Source organism: Pseudonocardia sp. 73-21, from assembly GCF_001899645.1.
Classification (GTDB): domain Bacteria; phylum Actinomycetota; class Actinomycetes; order Mycobacteriales; family Pseudonocardiaceae; genus Pseudonocardia.
On sequence record NZ_MKVV01000053.1, the window covers coordinates 1 to 16,834 of the forward strand.

General features: G+C 72.0%; 13 protein-coding genes and 1 pseudogene. 7 read left to right on the top strand and 7 right to left on the bottom strand.

All coding sequences use genetic code 11. The features are described 5' to 3' along the window. Nucleotides 1-161 precede the first annotated feature (161 nt). The 3 genes from BGP03_RS16780 to BGP03_RS16790 all read right to left on the bottom strand — a co-directional run bounded on the left by BGP03_RS16780 (nucleotide 162) and on the right by BGP03_RS16790 (nucleotide 5,702). Nucleotides 162-1,580, bottom strand: coding sequence for an aminoglycoside phosphotransferase (locus tag BGP03_RS16780; protein WP_298800654.1), 1,419 nt, complete (start codon nucleotides 1,578-1,580; stop codon nucleotides 162-164). After that, nucleotides 1,577-3,307, bottom strand: a complete 1,731-nt coding sequence (gene treS, locus BGP03_RS16785) for a maltose alpha-D-glucosyltransferase (protein WP_296367899.1) — start codon at nucleotides 3,305-3,307, stop codon at nucleotides 1,577-1,579. Before treS ends, BGP03_RS16780 begins: the two co-directional genes overlap by 4 nt. A gap of 424 nt (nucleotides 3,308-3,731) precedes the next feature. After that, the gene (locus tag BGP03_RS16790) at nucleotides 3,732-5,702 is read right to left on the bottom strand and encodes an alpha-1,4-glucan--maltose-1-phosphate maltosyltransferase (protein ID WP_298800655.1); all 1,971 of its coding nucleotides are present in this window, start codon (nucleotides 5,700-5,702) and stop codon (nucleotides 3,732-3,734) included. 228 nt (nucleotides 5,703-5,930) lie between these two features. Between BGP03_RS16790 and glgP the strand changes: the two genes are divergently transcribed. Continuing rightward, nucleotides 5,931-8,495 carry an alpha-glucan family phosphorylase gene (gene glgP, locus BGP03_RS16795; RefSeq protein ID WP_296367902.1) on the top strand — a complete coding sequence of 855 codons (2,565 nt, stop codon included), beginning with the start codon at nucleotides 5,931-5,933 and terminating at the stop codon, nucleotides 8,493-8,495. A 44-nt stretch (nucleotides 8,496-8,539) separates the two neighbouring features. On the opposite strand, the gene BGP03_RS16800 is transcribed toward glgP, so the two are convergent. The 3 genes from BGP03_RS16800 to glgX all read right to left on the bottom strand — a co-directional run bounded on the left by BGP03_RS16800 (nucleotide 8,540) and on the right by glgX (nucleotide 11,507). Then, nucleotides 8,540-8,878, bottom strand: a complete 339-nt coding sequence (locus BGP03_RS16800; protein WP_298800656.1) for a hypothetical protein — start codon at nucleotides 8,876-8,878, stop codon at nucleotides 8,540-8,542. Nucleotides 8,879-9,017: 139 nt separating this feature from the next. After that, nucleotides 9,018-9,227, bottom strand: a complete 210-nt coding sequence (locus BGP03_RS16805) for a zinc ribbon domain-containing protein (RefSeq protein WP_296367904.1) — start codon at nucleotides 9,225-9,227, stop codon at nucleotides 9,018-9,020. A gap of 270 nt (nucleotides 9,228-9,497) precedes the next feature. Further along, nucleotides 9,498-11,507, bottom strand: a complete 2,010-nt coding sequence (glgX, locus tag BGP03_RS16810; RefSeq protein ID WP_296367906.1) for a glycogen debranching protein GlgX — start codon at nucleotides 11,505-11,507, stop codon at nucleotides 9,498-9,500. Nucleotides 11,508-11,641: 134 nt separating this feature from the next. Here glgX and BGP03_RS16815 point away from each other — a divergent pair, with 134 nt between their 5' ends. Next, the gene (locus BGP03_RS16815) at nucleotides 11,642-12,406 is read left to right on the top strand and encodes an ABC transporter ATP-binding protein (RefSeq protein ID WP_296367988.1); all 765 of its coding nucleotides are present in this window, start codon (nucleotides 11,642-11,644) and stop codon (nucleotides 12,404-12,406) included. A gap of 96 nt (nucleotides 12,407-12,502) precedes the next feature. Beyond that, complete coding sequence (locus BGP03_RS16820; RefSeq protein ID WP_296367908.1) at nucleotides 12,503-13,282, top strand: enoyl-CoA hydratase/isomerase family protein; 780 nt, start codon at nucleotides 12,503-12,505, stop codon at nucleotides 13,280-13,282. Nucleotides 13,283-13,285: 3 nt separating this feature from the next. Here BGP03_RS16820 and BGP03_RS16825 read toward each other — a convergent pair. Continuing rightward, nucleotides 13,286-13,483: pseudogene (locus BGP03_RS16825) on the bottom strand (Uma2 family endonuclease); the annotation flags it as partial. Between the two features lie 92 nt (nucleotides 13,484-13,575). Here BGP03_RS16825 and BGP03_RS16830 point away from each other — a divergent pair. The 4 genes from BGP03_RS16830 to BGP03_RS16845 form a co-directional block, all read left to right on the top strand. Continuing rightward, nucleotides 13,576-14,529 (top strand): class I SAM-dependent methyltransferase, encoded by a 954-nt coding sequence (locus tag BGP03_RS16830; RefSeq protein WP_298800657.1) that lies wholly within the window; start codon nucleotides 13,576-13,578, stop codon nucleotides 14,527-14,529. A gap of 43 nt (nucleotides 14,530-14,572) precedes the next feature. Continuing rightward, nucleotides 14,573-15,712: a DUF5931 domain-containing protein gene (locus BGP03_RS16835; protein ID WP_296367912.1), complete on the top strand. Its 1,140-nt coding sequence runs from the start codon at nucleotides 14,573-14,575 to the stop codon at nucleotides 15,710-15,712. Continuing rightward, complete coding sequence (locus BGP03_RS16840; protein WP_296367913.1) at nucleotides 15,688-16,332, top strand: response regulator transcription factor; 645 nt, start codon at nucleotides 15,688-15,690, stop codon at nucleotides 16,330-16,332. The genes BGP03_RS16835 and BGP03_RS16840 overlap by 25 nt, the downstream gene beginning before the upstream one ends. A 52-nt stretch (nucleotides 16,333-16,384) precedes the next feature. Continuing rightward, the coding region (locus BGP03_RS16845; RefSeq protein WP_299736695.1) for a DNA-binding response regulator at nucleotides 16,385-16,834 on the top strand (450 nt) is incomplete at its 3' end.

Consider the following 16,834-nt stretch of genomic DNA (forward strand, 5'->3'; position numbering starts at 1 on the left):
TGCAAGCCCTCACCGGGCCTGATCAAGAAGGTAACGGGGTGGACCGGTCGACGTCGTCGACGGCACGGCCGGAGGCGTCACGGGCCTGCAGCTCGCGATCGGGCACCCCACCGCGGCGGCGCCCGGGCGATCGCCGACGCCTGAACGACGCCCGACCGCGGTCAGCCGACCGTGCTGTCCGAGTCCGTCGCCGTCAGCCGACGGATCGAGGCCAGGGGGATGGGCGCCCAGGTGGGGCGGCTGCGGGTCTCGTACAGCAGCTCGTAGACGGCCTTGTCCAGCTCGAACGCGCTCAGCAGCAGCGCCTGCTCGCGGGGGTCGGCGCCGGCGCGGATGGCGTAGCCGTCGCAGAAGGCCGACCGGTTGCGCTCGGCCCACTCATTGGCCCGCCAGGCCATCTGCGAGTCGTGGTCGGGATCGGCCCACTCGCCCGAGGGCTCCCACTGCGACAGCTGGTGGAACGCGGCGTAGTCGAACGAGCGGAGCATGCCCGCGACGTCGCGTAGGGCGGAGTCGGGGTGCACGCGGTCGGCCAACGCGGTGGCCGGCTCGCCCTCGAAGTCGATCACCAGCCAGCCGTACGGCGTGCGCAGGGTCTGGCCCAGGTGCAGGTCACCGTGCACGCGCTGGGTGACGACGGGCGTCGACAGCTTCGCCACGGCGTCGAACACCGAACGGATGGCGGGCAGGTGCGGGACCAGCACCGGGACCTCGTTGGCGACGACGGTGAGCCGGGCGTGCCACGCGGCCGCGAGCTCGGCCGGGTCGCGCTCGCTGCTGCCCAGGGCCCGGCGCAGCTCGTCGTGCACCACGGCGACGGTCTCGCCCAGCCGCGAGGCCTCGCCCGCGAAGTCGCCGCCGACCTCGTCGGCGCGCAGGTCGCCCTCGGCCAGCAGGTCGCGGACGCTGGCCAGCGCCATGGACCAGCCGTCGGCGGAGTTGGCCGCGAAGTCCTGCAGCATCGCGAACGTGGCGGGCTGGCCGTCCACCGAACCCTCGACGGCGCCCTGCAGCGCGGCCACCTCGTTGCTGTTCACCGACCGCAGGGCGCGGTGCAGCTCCAGGTCGGGGTTGACGCCGGGCAGCACGCGCCGGAAGAGCTTGAGGATGGAGCGGTCGCCCCACGACACCGACGTGTTGGACTGCTCGACGCCCAGCACCCGCCCGGGGGTGCCCGGCTCGGCGATCTCCGCTCCCGGCTCGGGCACGAAGCGCAGGCCTCCGACCGTGGCGCCGGATCGGATCGCCTCCAGCAGCCACTCGGTGACGCGGGTGTCCCACAGCGCGTCGTAGACGGCGAGGCCGTCGATCGCGCCGAACGTCGCGTGCTCCAGGTCGCCCCGCGCGGTGCCGCTGCGGGCCACGAGCAGCTGGTAGTGGTGGACGTCGCCATCACCATCAGCGGAGTCGTCGAACGTCACGGCGAGCAGCACGTGGTCGAGGAGCGGGTCGCCGTCGGTGAGCAGGGGCGTGCTCTCCGCGACGGTGAGCGACCGCACGGGCCGTCCCTTCGCCGCGAACCAGCGCTGCTGGGGCAGCCACTCGGACAGGAGTTGGGGAAGCTCCTCAGCCAGGGTCACGCCGTATCCTCCGCCGGGTTGATCGAGAACCAGTAGAACCCGTGCCCCGGCAACGTCAGCAGGTAGGGGAGCTCACCGATCTTCGGGAACGCCACGCCGCCGGTCAGCTCGTGGGGCGAACGGCCCTGCCACGCGGACAGGTCGAGCTCCACGGGCTGGGGGAAGCGCGACATGTTGTTGACGCACAGCACGACGTCGTCGCCGTGGCTGCGCACGTAGGCCAGCACGGACGGGTTGGTGCCGCCGAGCTCGTGGTACTCGCCGAGGCCGAAGGCGTGGTGCCGCTTGCGGGCCTCGATCATGTGACGGGTCCAGTGCAGCAGCGAGGTGGACGAGTGCGACTGCGCCTCGACGTTGACCGCCTGGTAGCCGTAGACCGGGTCCATGATGATCGGCAGGTAGAGCCGCCCCGGGTCGCAGGCGGAGAAGCCGGCGTTGCGGTCGGGCGTCCACTGCATGGGGCTGCGCACCGCGTCGCGGTCGCCCTGCCAGATGTTGTCGCCCATGCCGATCTCGTCACCGTAGTACAGAACGGGCGAACCGGGCAGCGACATGAGCAGGGCCGTGAACAGCTCCAGCTGGTTGCGGTCGTTCTCCAGCAGGGGGGCCAGGCGTCGGCGGATGCCGATGTTGGCCTTCATCCGCGGGTCCTTGGCGTACTCGGAGTACATGTAGTCGCGCTCTTCGTCGGTGACCATCTCGAGCGTCAGCTCGTCGTGGTTGCGCAGGAAGATGCCCCACTGCGCGCCCGACGGGATGGGCGGCGTCTGGGCCAGGATCTCCGAGATCGGGAACCTGTTCTCCCGGCGCACGGCCATGAAGATGCGCGGCATGAGAGGGAAGTGGAAGGCCATCTGGCACTCGTCGCCGCCGACCTCCGGATCCCCGAAGTACTCGACGACGTCCGCGGGCCACTGGTTGGCCTCGGCGAGCATCACCCGGCCCGGGTACTCGTCCTCCATGACCTTGCGGGCCCGCTTGAGGAACTGGTGGGTCTCGGGCAGGTTCTCGCAGTTCGTGCCGTCCCGGGCGAACAGGTAGGGAACGGCGTCGAGCCGGAAGCCGTCGATGCCGATGTCCAGCCAGAAGCGCAGGACGTCGAGCATGGCCTCCTGCACGGCCTCGTTGTCGTAGTTGAGGTCGGGCTGGTGGGAGAAGAACCGGTGGAAGAAGAACTGCCCGCGGACCCGGTCGTAGGTCCAGTTCGACTGCTCGGTGTCGACGAAGATGATCCGCGCGTCCGGGTAGCGGGAGTCGTCGTCCTCCCACATGTAGAAGTCGCCGTAGGGCCCGTCGGGGTTGCGGCGCGACTCCTCGAACCACGGGTGCGTGTCGCTCGTGTGGTTCATGACCAGGTCGGTGATGACGCGGATGCCACGCTTGTGCGCCTCGTCGAGCAGCGTGACGAAGTCGTCGACGGTGCCGAACTCCGGCAGCACCGTGCGGAAGTCGCGGATGTCGTAGCCGCCGTCGCGCAGGGGCGAGTCGTAGAAGGGCGGGAGCCAGAGGCAGTCGACGCCGAGCCACTGGATGTAGTCCAGCTTGGCGGTGAGGCCCTTCAGGTCGCCCGTGCCGTCGCGGTTGGAGTCGCTGAACGCGCGGACCAGCACCTCGTAGAACACCGCCCGCTTGAACCAGTCGTGGTCGACGTCGAGCGTGCGGGCCTGGCCGTAGTCGTCGGAGCTGCTCTCGGTCAGGGTCTCGTCTGCTGGGGTGTCGATCGACATGGAGGTATCGCGTTCCTACCGGACGGGGGCGATGGGCGGTGGAGGCACGGGTCCAGTCGTACATGGTGCGGTGGCTGTACGCACGACGTGGCGGGACCCGTCAGGAGGGTAACCGCCACGGCCGCGTTTCGACGGTCTCAGATCCGCGCCGCCGCCCCGCACTCGGAAGACGACGTGCCGGGCGACGCCGTGCAGCTCGTGCAGCCGGTAGCCCTGCAGCACGACGGCCGGCCCGGCGCGGGACGAGCGCACCCGAACGTGCGGGCGAAGGCGTCGACGGCGTCCGGCAGCGTGACCGTGACGGGCTCGCCGACGGGGTGCCGCTCCGGGTGAGCTCGGCGCCGCTCAAGCACAGGTCCAGCTCCGCGTCCTGCGTGGCTGGGTTACAGGAGGACGAGGCGGGACGGGCCCGCCTGGTACGGGCCTACTTCTGGACCCGCAGGATGTGGGCTACGTGGTTCCACGGCTCCAGCCGCACGAAGTTGAACTGGCCCCACTCCCACGTCTCGCCGCTGACCTCGTCGTACACGCTGACGCGGTCGTTCCAGTCGAGCCCCAGCGCCGGCATGTCCAGCGCGGTGGTGCCCGCCTGCGCGTCGTAGGAGTCGAGCGTGCAGACCACCAGCACGGTGTCGCCGGTGGTGGCGTCGTGCTTGGAGTAGGCGATGATCGAGTCGTTGTCGACGTGGTGGAACGAGATGTCGCGCAGCTGCTGCAGGGCGGGGTGCCGGCGGCGGATGTCGTTGAGCTGCGTGATCCAGGCCTCCAGCGAGTTGCCGGTTGCGGCCGCGGCTGCGAAATCACGTGGCCGCAGCTCGTACTTCTCGGAGTTGAGGTACTCCTCGCTGCCCGGCTTGACCGGCTCCCACTCGTAGAGCTCGAAGCCCGCGTAGACGCCCCAGGTGGAGCCCATCGTGGACGCCAGCGCGGCGCGGATGGCGAACATGCCGGGCCCGCCGGTCTGCAGGTGCTGCGGGAGGATGTCCGGGGTGTTGACGAAGAGGTTCGGGCGGCACTCGTCGGCGCGCTCGGCGTGCATCTGGATGAACTCGGTGAGCTCCTCCTTCGTCTCCCGCCAGGTGAAGTAGCTGTAGCTCTGGGTGAAGCCCAGCCGGGCCAGCCCGAACAGCCGCGCGGGGCGGGTGAAGGCCTCCGCGAGGAACAGCACCTCGGGGTTGCGCGCCTTGACCTGCCAGATCAGCCAGTGCCAGAAGTTCGGCGGCTTGGTGTGCGGGTTGTCGACCCGGAAGATCTTGACGCCGTGCTCCACCCAGTGCATCACCACGCGCAGCGACTCGGCGTAGATGCCGGCCGGGTCGTTGTCGAAGTTGATCGGGTAGATGTCCTGGTACTTCTTCGGCGGGTTCTCCGCGTAGGCGATGGTGCCGTCGGGGCGGACGGTGAACCACTCCGGGTGCTCGGCCACCCACGGGTGGTCGGGCGCGCACTGGAGCGCGAAGTCCAGGGCGACCTCCATGCCCAGATCCTGCGTGCGCTGCACGAAGGAGTCGAAGTCCTCCAGCGTGCCGAGCTCGGGGTCGATGGCGTCGTGGCCGCCCGCCGCCGAGCCGATGGCCCAGGGGGAACCGACGTCGCCGGGGCCGGCGTTGACGGAGTTGTTGCGGCCCTTGCGGTGCACCGTGCCGACCGGGTGGATCGGCGGCAGGTAGACCACGTCGAAGCCCATCGACGAGATGCGGTCGAGCTCCTTGGCCGCGGTGACGAACGAGCCGTGCACGGCGCGGCCGGTCTCGTCGCGGCCCCCGGTGGAGCGCGGGAAGATCTCGTACCAGGAGCCGTACAGGGCGCGCTCGCGGTCGACGTACATCTGCTGGGAGCGGCCGCGGGTGATCAGCTCGCGCACCGGGCGCTCGGTCATGATCGTCTGGACGGCCGGGAACAGGGCCGGGGCCACGCGGGCGCGCAGCGGCATCGCGGTGTCGCGCAGGGCGTTGGCGGCGCCGAAGAGCAGGTCGCGGTGGGGGCGCTCGGCGGGGCGGCGGCCCACGCGCTGCAGCAGCCGGGCGCCGGTCTCGAGGTCGTTGGCGAGCTCCTCGGCGGACTGGCCGGCGTCGAGCTTCTTGGTGACCGCGTTGACCCAGGTGGCCCACGGGTCGCTCCAGGCGTCGACGCGGAACGTCCACAGGCCCGGCTCGTCGGCGACGACGGTGGCCTCGAAGCGGTCGGTGCCGACGCCGGCGGGCTCCATGCGCACGTGCTGGGCGGGGCTGCGGCCACCGACCCGGCGCCACACCACGTTGGCGGCGACGGCGTCGTGGCCCTCGCGCCACACGGTGGCCCCGATCGGCACGATCTCGCCGACGACCGCCTTGCCCGGATGGCGGCTGCCTCCGACCGAGGGAGTGACGTCGTCGATACCCAGCCGACCGGTCATCGGCTCACCCCCTGGAGAAACATCCGCCGCTTGAGTCACAAACCTACCTACCCGATGTGTCCACGTTCGGAACGGGGCGCGGTGCGCCGCGTTGCGTTCACCGGATCGTCACCAACGCTGCGACCCCGGCGTTCGCAGACCAGGGTCCTACGGCCGGGCGCGCTCGTCCAGTGCTGGTGGGCGACTTCTTGACCGATCACGCCATCGATTCCTCTACGCTCACCCCGCGTGAGAGCTCTTCGCCGATTCACCGTCCGGGCCCAGCTCCCGCCCGCGCTGGCGCCGCTGCAGACTTTGGCCACCAACCTGCGTTGGAGCTGGCACGCGCCGACGCACGACATGTTCGCCACGCTCGACCCCGACGCGTGGGAACGCGCGGGGCAGGACCCGGTGCGTCTCCTGGGCGAGATCTCCACCGGGCGCTTCGAGGAGCTGGCCGCCGACGCCGAGACGGTCGTGACCGTCCGGGAGCTGGCCGACGACCTCGAGTCGTACCTGAGCCGGCCGCGCTGGTACCAGTCCGAACGCGAGGACGACCCGACGCTGCCCGCCGCCGTCGGCTACTTCTCGATGGAGTTCGGTGTCTCGGAGGTGCTGCCCAACTACTCGGGCGGCCTCGGGGTGCTGGCGGGTGACCACCTCAAGTCCGCGTCCGACCTGGGCGTGCCGCTCATCGGCGTCGGGTTGCTCTACCGCTCGGGGTACTTCCGCCAGTCGCTGTCGCTCGACGGCTGGCAGCTCGAGCACTACCCCGCGCTCGACCCCCAGGGCCTGCCGCTGCAGTTGCTGACCCGGCCGGATTCCGGCTCCGCCGGCGCTGCCCCGGGCGCCGACGGCGAGCCCGTGCTCGTCGAGATCGCGATGCCGGGTGACCGGGTCCTGAAGGTGCGCGTCTGGCAGGCCGCGGTCGGCCGGGTGCCGCTGCTGCTGCTCGACTCCGACATCGAGGAGAACGAGCCCGACCTGCGCGGCGTCACCGACCGCCTCTACGGCGGCGACCAGGACCAGCGCATCCGGCAGGAGATCCTGGTCGGCATCGGCGGCGTGCGGGCGGTCCGCGCGTTCTGCCGGGTCACCGGACACCCCGAGCCGGAGGTGTTCCACACCAACGAGGGCCACGCCGGCTACCTCGGGCTGGAGCGCATCCGCGAGCTCGCCCACACCCCGGGCCTGTCGTTCGACGAGGCCGTGGCCACCGTCCGCGCGGGCACGGTGTTCACCACGCACACCCCCGTCCCCGCGGGCATCGACCGGTTCCCCGTCGACATGGTGAAGCACTACTTCGGGGAGCACCTGCTGCCCGGCGTGCCGACCGACCGGGTCCTCGCGCTGGGCGCCGAGAACAACCCGACGATGTTCAACATGGCCCACATGGGGCTGCGGCTGGCCCAGCGCGCCAACGGCGTCTCGCAGCTGCACGGCGCCGTCTCGCGCGGCATGTTCGGCTCGCTGTGGGAGGGCTTCGACGCCGACGAGGTGCCGATCGGCTCGGTCACCAACGGCGTGCACGGCTCCACGTGGGAGGCCCGTGAGGTCACCGAGCTGATCGGCGAGCCCGGCCACTTCGCCGCGTCCGTCGGCGACGAGGAGCTCTGGCACCTCCGCGGCGCGCTGCGGGCGCGGCTGGTCACCGAGGTGCGCCGCCGGGTCCGCGAGGCGTGGCTGCAGCGCGGGGCGTCGCTGCCCGAGCTGAGCTGGACCGAGCACGTGTTCGACCCGAACGTGCTGACCGTCGGCTTCGCGCGGCGCGTGCCCACCTACAAGCGGCTCACGCTGATGCTGCGCGACAAGGACCGGCTGCGCGACCTGCTGCTCGACCCGCACCGGCCCGTCCAGCTCGTCGTCGCGGGCAAGAGCCACCCCGCCGACGACGGCGGCAAGGCGCTGATCCAGGAGATCGTGCAGTTCGCCGACGACCCGGCCGTGCGCCACCGGATCGTCTTCCTGCCCGACTACGACATGTCGATGGCCCGCTACCTGTACTGGGGCTGCGACGTGTGGCTCAACAACCCGCTGCGCCCGCTGGAGGCGTGCGGCACGTCGGGCATGAAGTCGGCGCTCAACGGCGGGCTCAACCTCTCGATCCGCGACGGCTGGTGGGACGAGTTCTACGACGGCTCCAACGGCTGGGCCATCCCCACGGCCGACGGCATCGAGGACCCGACGCGCCGCGACGACCTGGAGGCCAACGCGCTCTACGAGCTGCTGGCCACGCAGGTGGGGCCGGCGTTCTACGAACGTGACGCCCAGGACGTGCCCACGCGCTGGGTGGAGCTGGTGCGCCACACGCTCACCACGCTGCGTCCGCAGATCCAGGCCACGCGGATGGTGCGCGAGTACGCCGAGGGGCTCTACGCGCCGGCGGCGCGGGCAGCGGCCGCGGTGGTGGCGGACGGGTACGCCGGGGCCAAGGAGGTGGCGGCCTACCGGGCCCGCCTCGGGGCGGCGTGGCCGAAGGTCGAGGTGCTCGGCGTCGACGCGTCGGGGCTGCCCGACACCCCGGTGGTCGGTGCGCCGATGACGGTGCGGGCGCTCGTCCAGCTCTCCGGGCTCGACCCGTCGGACGTCGTCGTGCAGGCCGTGGTGGGCCAGGTCGACGAGGACGAGGAGCTGCACGGCTCCCGCACGGTGGCGATGCAGTACGTCGAACCGGCCGAGGGCGGAGGGGAGCGGTTCGAGGCCGTCGTCCCGCTGCCGTACGCGGGGCTCACCGGCTACACCGTGCGCGTGCTGCCGCACCACCCGCTGCTGGCGTCGGCGGCGGAGCTGGGGAAGGTCGTGCTCGCGGGGTGAGGTGGCCCGGGGCGGCGGTCTCGCCGCCGCCCCGGGCCCTCAGATCACTTGTTGTAGCTGTTCGGCGACCAGAGCACAGCGCCGTCACCGTTGTAGAGGACGATGTTGCGGTCGTCCTGCATGACGAGCTTGGCGTTCACACCCGACGTGTTGGACGCCCAGCGGACGCCACCGTCGGCCTTGTAGAGAACCAGGTTGCCGTCGGCCTGGACGTCGAGGCGGGCTCCCGGGGCGTCGTGGATGTCGGCGTCCCACTCGGCCCCGTTCGGGCCACCGACCGCGAGGTTGCCGTCGGGCAGCACACCGAAGTGGTACTGGCCGTCGGGCGAGTCGATGCGCTGGTCGCCGGACAGGCTGCCGGGCGACTGAACGGTGTCGCTCATGTTGGATCCCCTCGTTCCGCCGGACCCTCACCCCGCCTCGTTCAGACGCGGCCGTTCCGGCGCCACGGAGGATAGGGCGCATGCCCGAACGGCCGATCATCGCCCACGGTCAGCGGCGGAAACGTCACTTTCGGGGGAATCAGCCGCCGCAGCAGCCGCCCCCGCAGCACCCACCGCCACCGCCACCGGCGGGCGCGGGACTGCGGCCGCCCACGGCCACGGTGGTGAGCAGCCTGACGGTGTCGTCGTGCCCGGCCGGACAGTCGGCCGGGGCGCCGGACTCGCTCATGGGGCGCGTGACCTCGAAGGTCTCCCCGCACTGGCGGCACCGGAAGTCGTAACGAGGCATGCCGGCACCCTAACCCCCGAGGGTCGGGGTGTGAATGCCCGCGAGTCGGCGGTTCCGAGCGCGCGAGTCGGCGGTTTCGGGGGGCCGAGTCGGCACTTTCACGCGGACGGCCCGTCCGTCCCGGTGAGCGGGCCGGACGGAGTGGGTGCGGCTCGCGTTCTCGGAAGTGCCGACTCGCGCACGGGAACCTGCCGACTCGCGCACGGGAAACCGCCGACTCGCGCACGGGAAACCGCCGACTCGCGCACGGGAAACCGCCGACTCGCGGGGTCAGGGGGTGTGGCGGAGCAGGAGCAGGCTCCTCGGGGGGAGGGTGATCGTCGTGGCGCCGGGGAGGGCGCGGGTCGTCGCGGGGGTGCCGTCGGGCCGGGTGCTGTCCAGCTCCACGACGAACGGGCCCGCGGGGGGCAGGGTCGCCGCGAGCGCGTCGCCGCCCGCGTGCATCAGCAGCAGCCACCCCTCGCGCATGAGGCCGAGGGTGTGCAGGTCGCCGTCGTGCCAGTCGTGGCCGCCGATGCGGCGCCCGGCCGGGTGCCACCACAGGACCTCGCCGTCGCGGTAGAACGTGTCGCGCTGCAGCGCGGGGGAGCTGTGGCGCAGGGCGGCGACGCGAGCGGTGAACGCCGTCATCGAGTCGGAGTCCGCGCCGGGTGACCAGTCGGTCCACGACGTCTCGTCGTCCCGGCAGTAGGCGTTGTTGTTGCCGTTCTGGGTGCGCCAGCGCTCGTCACCGGCCAGGACCATGGGCGTGCCGGTCGAGAGCAGCAGGGTGCCGAGCATGGCCCGGGCCGCCGCGAGCCGCCGCGACGCGATCACCGGCGACGTCGTCTCGCCCTCGACCCCGAAGTTCTGGGAGCGGTTGTCGTCGGTACCGTCGCGGTTCTGCTCCCCGTTGCCCTCGTTGTGCTTGTGGTTGTAGGACACCAGGTCGCGCAGGGTGAACCCGTCGTGGGCGGTGACGAAGTTGACCGACGCCCACGGCCGGCGTCCGTTGATCTTGTAGAGGTCCGAGCTGCCGGTCAGGCGGGACGCGACCTCGCCGATGCCGCCGTGGCCGCGCCAGAAGTCGCGCACGGCGTCGCGGTAGCGGCCGTTCCACTCCGACCACGCGACCCCGAACCCGCCGACGCGGTAGCCCTCGCCGGTGGCGTCCCAGGGCTCGGCGATGAGCTTGCAGCGCGAGAGGACCGGGTCGATCGCGATGGACGTCAGCAGCGGCGCGTTCTGGTCGAACGCGCCGGAGCGCGGCCGGCCCAGGACGCTGGCCAGGTCGATGCGGAACCCGTCGACGCCGAAGGTGGTGACCCAGTGCCGCAACGCGTCGCACACCAGCCGGATGACGGTGGGGGAGCCGGAGTCGAGCGTGTTGCCCGTGCCGGTGATGTCGGCGTCGTGGCCGTTGCCGCCCAGCGAGTAGTAGGCGGGCGCGTCGAGGCCGCGGTAGGACAGCGTGGTGCCGCCGACGCCACCTTCGGCCGTGTGGTTCGGCACGACGTCGAGGATCACCTCGATGCCCACCGAGTGCAGTGCCGCCACCATCGCGCGGAACTCCTCGACCTCCGCGCCCGGCACGCTCGCGTAGCCCGCGTGCGGGGCGAGGAAGCCCAGCGTGGCGTAACCCCAGTAGTTGGGCAGGCGCCGGGCGAGCAGCGGCGGCTCCTCCGCGATGGACGTGACGGGCAGCAGCTCGACGGCCGTGACCCCGGTGCGGCGCAGGTGCTCGAGCACCGCGGGGTGGGTCATGCCGAGGTAGGTGCCGCGGTGCTCCGGCGGCACCTCGGGGTGGCACTTCGTGTAGCCGCGCACGTGCAGCTCGCTGATCACCGTCTCCGACCACGGGACGTCGGGCCGGTCGCCCGGCGCGGGCACGTCCGCCGCGGTGACCACCGACAGCGGTACGTGGCCGAGGGAGTCGATGGTGTTCTCGGTGCCCGTCATCGGGTCGTTCACCCAGCCGCGGGCGGCCTGCAGATCGGTGACGGTGCCGGTGATGCGTCGGGCGTAGGGGTCCACGAGGATCTTCGCCGGGTTGGCGCGCAACCCGTCCCACGGCCGGTAGGGGCCGTGCACGCGGTAGCCGTAGCGCTGACCGGGGCGCACGCCCGACACGTGGCCGTGCCAGACGCCGAACGTCCGCTCGGTGAGCTCGACGCGCTTCTCGGTGAGCTCGCTGCCGACCCCGTCCACCAGGCAGACCTCGACGGCGTCGGCGCTCGTCGAGGCCACGGCGAACCGCGTCCCGTCGATGTCGACATGGGCACCCAACGGGAAGACCGGCACGACTCCCGAGTCTAGGGCCGGGCACCCGGCGGGTCGCGGGGTCGGTCGGCGAGGATAGGACCGTGGCTGCTCCTGGATCACCCCGTGAGTCGTTGTCCACCCCCGGACCCGATCTCACCGACCTCGTCATCCGGATGGACGGCGTGTCCGTCCGCCGCGGTGACTCCACGCTGCTGCACGACGTCGACTGGGCGGTGGAGCTCGACGAACGCTGGGTCGTGCTGGGTCCCAACGGTGCCGGCAAGACCACGCTGCTGCGCCTCGCGTCGGCCGAGCTGCACCCGACCACCGGGTCCGTCCACGTCCTGGGCGAGAAGCTCGGCCGCGTGAACGTGTTCGAGCTGCGCACCCGCATCGGGCTGACGTCGGCGGCGCTGGGCCTGCGCATCCCGGGCGACGAGACGGTCAGCGACGTCGTCGTCAGCGCGGGGTACGGGGTGCTGGGCCGCTGGCGGGAACGCTACGAGAACGCCGACACCGACCGGGCCGAGGCGCTGCTCGACGCCATGGGTGTCCGCGGGCTCGCCGACCGCACCTACGGCACGCTGTCGGAGGGCGAGCGCAAGCGCACCCTGATCGCCCGCGCGCTGATGACCGACCCCGAGCTGCTCCTGCTCGACGAGCCGACCGCGGGTCTCGACCTCGGCGGGCGCGAGGACCTCGTCGGACGGCTGGCCCGGCTCGCGATGGATCCGGCCGCGCCGGCGTCGGTGCTGGTCACCCACCACGTCGAGGAGATCCCGCCCGGTTACACCCATGGTCTGCTGCTGCGCGACGGTGGTGTCGTCGCGTCGGGACTGCTGGACGACGTGCTCACCGACGAGAACCTGACGGCGACGTTCCGCGTGCCGCTGGCGGTGCAGCGCCGCCGCGGCCGCTTCAGCGCCTACCTCCGCTGACCCGGGTTCGGGAAAGCCACTTTCCGGTCACGTGGCGACAGCAAAGTGGCTTTCCTGACCCCGCAGGGTGTCGCGCCGGAACGTTAGGGTGCGGGCGTGACCGAATTCGTGAAGCTCGAGGTCGACGGCGGCGTGGGCACGATCCGGCTGGACCGGCCCCCGATGAACGCGTTCAGCGCCCAGGTGCAGGAGGAGCTGAAGGCCTGCGCCGAGGAGGCCGCCCGCCGCGCCGATGTCCGCGCCGTGATCGTCTACGGCGGGGAGAAGGTGTTCGCCGCCGGCGCCGACGTCAAGGAGATGGCGTCGATGTCCTACGCGGAGATGTCCGTGCGGGCCCGTCGGCTCTCGGCGTGCTTCGGCGCGATGTCGGAGATCCCCAAGCCCACGGTGGCCGCGATCACCGGCTACGCGCTGGGCGGCGGCATGGAGGTCGCCCTGGGCTGTGACCGGCGGATCTGCGGCGACAACGCGAAGATGGGCCAGCCCGAGATCCTGCTCGGGATCATCCCGGGCGGCGGCGGCACGCAGCGGCTGGCGCGGCTCGTGGGCGCCCCGAAGGCGAAGGACATCATCTTCACCGGCCGCATGATCAAGGCCGACGAGGCGCTGGCCATCGGGCTGGTGGACCAGGTGGTGGCCCCCGACGACGTCTACGCCGCGGCCCGGTCGTGGGCCGAGCAGTTCGTGAACGGGCCCGCCCTGGCGCTGGCGGCGGCGAAGAAGGCCATCGACGGCGGCCTCGACACCGACCTGCGCACCGGTCTGGACCTGGAGGCCGAGATGTTCGCGGCCCTGTTCGCCACCGAGGACGGGCGCGAGGGCATGAAGAGCTTCGTGGAGAACGGGCCGGGGAAGGCGCAGTTCACGGGCCGGTGAGGCTCAGGCGAACAGCTCGTCGATCGCGAGGGTGAACCCGGGCAGCAGCGGGCTGGTGAGCTGCTCGCCCGGGCCCAGCTCCAGGGCGTCGTCGAGGGGCTGGCCGGCGCGGTGGACGAGCACCGTGCTGGCCGGGGTGTCGATCAGCCAGAGCTCCCTCGTGCTCGCACGCAGGTACTGGTCACGCTTGACCCCGATGTCGCGGTAACTCGTCGGCCGAGATCCGTGCGGTGGTCACCGTCGTGGCCGCACCCTGACACGCAGCACCGACAGTTTCTGGAATGCTGTTACCCATGAGTACGGACCCCGCTCCGCGCCCCCACGCCACCGCCGAGGAGGTCGAGGCCGCCCGCCACGACCGCAAGCTGGCGAACGTGCTCTACCACGACTGGGAGGCGGGCTCCTACGACGACAAGTGGTCCATCTCCTACGACGAGCGCTGCATCACCTACGCCGCCGACCGCTTCCGGTATGCCGCCGGTGACAGGGACTGGCCCTACGAGCGCGCTCTGGAACTGGGCAGCGGTACCGGGTTCTTCCTGCTCAACCTCATGCAGGCCGGCCTGGCCAAGCGCGGCTCCGTGACCGACCTCTCACCTGGCATGGTGCAGGCCGCGCTGCGCAACGCCGAGCACCTGGGCCTCGACGTCGACGGTCGCGTGGCCGACGCCGAGAAGATCCCCTACGACGACGACACGTTCGACGTGGTCGTCGGGCACGCGGTGCTGCACCACATCCCCGACCTCGACACGGCGTTCCGGGAGATCCTGCGCGTGCTCAAGCCGGGTGGCCGGTTCGTGTTCGCCGGGGAGCCGACGAAGATCGGCGACCGCTACGCGCGCGCGCTCGGCCGGCTCACCTGGAAGGCCACCACACGGCTGACGAAGCTGCCCGCGCTGTCGTCCTGGCGGCGGCCCCAGGCGGAGCTGGACGAGTCCTCGCGCGCCGCCGCGCTGGAGGCCGTCGTCGACATCCACGTCTTCGACCCCGCCGAGCTGGAACGCCTCGCGCGCACCGCGGGCGCCGCCGATGCGCGTGTCGTCACCGAGGAGTTCACCGCCGCGATGCTCGGCTGGCCGGTGCGCACGTTCGAGGCCGCCGTCCCGCCCGGGAAGCTCGGGATGCGCTGGGCGATGTTCGCCTTCCACGGCTGGTTGAAGCTGTCGTGGCTCGACCAGCGCGTGCTGTCACGGGTGGTGCCGCGCGCCTGGTTCTACAACGCGCTGATCACCGGCACCAAGCAGTAGTCCTACTGATCCACGCGGCGGGCGTACCCGTCAGGATGGGGGAGTGACCCTCCTCCCGGCGGCCGACATGGAGCGCCCGCTCGAACCGCTGTGGCGTGGCCTGCTCGTCTACCGGGTGCTCACGCTGGTGAGCTCGGTCGCGGTGGTGCTCTACACGCTCGACGAGTTCGCGTCGCCCGTCGGCGCGATGGTGGTGCTCGCGGTGATGACCGGGTGGACGGCCGTCACCACCTACGGCTACTTCGGAGGTCTCCCGGGGGCCCGTGACGGGCGCGGCAGGTTCGCGATCGCCGACCTGGCCGTCACCTCCGGCGTCATGGCCGCCACGCTCCTGGTGCAGAGCCCCGCCCAGATCGCCGCCGACGACCCCGTCATGGGCTCCATCTGGACGCCTGGCGCGGTGCTCGCGTGCGCGCTGTTCTGGGGGGTCCGCGGTGGCCTCGCCGCCGCCGCCGTGATCTCGGGGATGCTGCTGCTGATCTCGGCGACCTTTCGCACCGAGCTCGGCGACATCGAGCTGATCCTGCTGGTCGGCATCGTCATCGGCTTCGCCTCCACGGTCCTGCGGCGTTCCGCGGAACGGCTGCGGCGGGCCGTGGCGGCCGAGGCGGCGGCCAGGGAGCGGGAACGGCTCGCCCGCGCCGTCCACGACGGGGTGCTGCAGGTGCTCGGGCTGCTGCGCAGGCGCGGCGCGGAGCTGGGCGGTGACGCCGGCGAGCTCGGTGCGCTGGCGGGGGAGCAGGAGTTCGCGCTGCGCACGCTGCTGACCACCGGTCCCGCGCCCGTCGACGGCGAGGGCCGCCGTGACCTCGCCGCCGCGCTGCGGGTGGCGGCCACCTCGCGCGTCGTCGTCTCCACGCCCGCGCATCCCGTCGAGCTGCCGGCCCACGCCGTCGACGAGCTCGTCGGCGTGGTGGGGGCGGCGCTCGCCAACGTGGAACGGCACGTCGGACCGCACGCACCCGTCTGGGTGCTGCTCGAGTGCACCGACGAGGGTGTCGAGATCAGCGTCCGCGACGAGGGGCCCGGTATCCCGGAGGGCCGGCTCGACGACGCGGCGGACGAGGGCAGGCTCGGGGTGGCCCGGTCGATGCGGGGCCGCGTGCGGGACCTCGGAGGGGAGATCGTGTGCGAGACGGGACCGGAGAGGGGCACGGAATGGATCATCAGGCTGTCACGGTGATGGTCGTCGACGACCACCCGATCTGGCGGGAGGGCGTCGCGCGCGACCTCGGCGACCGCGGGCTGACGGTGGTGGCCACGGCCCCGGACGCCGAGGCAGCCGTCCGCATCGCCACCGCCACCCGTCCGCAGGTGGTGCTGATGGACCTCAACCTCGGCACCGGCACCGGTCTGGAGGCCATCGAGGGCATCCTCGCGGTGCTCCCCGGGACGCGGATCCTCGTGCTCTCGGCGAGCGGCGAGCACGCCGACGTCCTCGACGCGGTGAAGGCGGGCGCCACCGGCTACCTCGTGAAGTCGGCCGGGGCCGAGGAGCTGCTGGCCGCGGTGCTGCGCACGGCCGAGGGCTACCCGGTGTTCACGCCCGGCCTCGCGGGGCTGGTGCTGGGGGAGTTCCGGCGGACGGCGGGCGAGCCGGCGGCCCCCGTCCTCACCGACCGGGAGACCGACGTGCTGCGGCTCGTCGCCAAGGGGCTGACAGCCAGGCAGATCGGGGAGCGGCTCGTCGTCTCCCACCGGACGGTCGAGAGCCACGTGCAGAACACGCTGCGCAAGCTCCAGCTCAACAACCGTGCCCAGCTCGTGCGGTACGCGATCGAGAAGGGTCTGGACGGCGAGTGACCTCGCGCTGATCCCTCCGGTGCCGGATGATGATCACAGCGGGAGGGGGCGCATGGACGAGGCGGACGTGGTCACGGTGGTGGTGGTCTGCACCGCGGCGTCGCGCTCGCCCGCCGCGCTCGCCGTCCCGGACATCGAGCTGCTCGCGCGGACCGCGGATCCCGACGAGGCGGCGTCGATCGTCGCCGACACGAACCCGCAGGTCGCGGTCGTCGACCTCGACACCGTGTCCGTCGACGTGATCGACGTGGTCGCGGCCTCCGGGGCCCCCGTACTTGCGGTCTCCGGGCAGGGGGAGCCGTCGACGGAGGCGTTGGCCGCGGTCCGGGCGGGGGCCACCGGGTATCTCGTCCGTCCCAGGAGTGCGGCAGAGCTCGTGCGTGCGGTGCGCCGGACGGCGGCGGGGGAGGCGGTGTTCAGCCCCGGCCTGGCCGACGGCGTGCTCGCCGCGCGTCGCCCCGGCGCGCCGGTGGTGTCGCTGACGGGGCGGGAGTCGGACGTG

Coding starts and splice junctions, on each gene's coding strand:
- treS (WP_296367899.1), bottom strand. CDS start 3,307: ATGTCGATCGACACCCCAGCAGACGAGACCCTGACCGAGAGCAGCTCC.
- BGP03_RS16790 (WP_298800655.1), bottom strand. CDS start 5,702: ATGACCGGTCGGCTGGGTATCGACGACGTCACTCCCTCGGTCGGAGGC.
- BGP03_RS16805 (WP_296367904.1), bottom strand. CDS start 9,227: ATGCCTCGTTACGACTTCCGGTGCCGCCAGTGCGGGGAGACCTTCGAG.
- BGP03_RS16815 (WP_296367988.1), top strand. CDS start 11,642: ATGGACGGCGTGTCCGTCCGCCGCGGTGACTCCACGCTGCTGCACGAC.
- BGP03_RS16800 (WP_298800656.1), bottom strand. CDS start 8,878: ATGAGCGACACCGTTCAGTCGCCCGGCAGCCTGTCCGGCGACCAGCGC.
- BGP03_RS16830 (WP_298800657.1), top strand. CDS start 13,576: ATGAGTACGGACCCCGCTCCGCGCCCCCACGCCACCGCCGAGGAGGTC.
- BGP03_RS16840 (WP_296367913.1), top strand. CDS start 15,688: ATGGATCATCAGGCTGTCACGGTGATGGTCGTCGACGACCACCCGATC.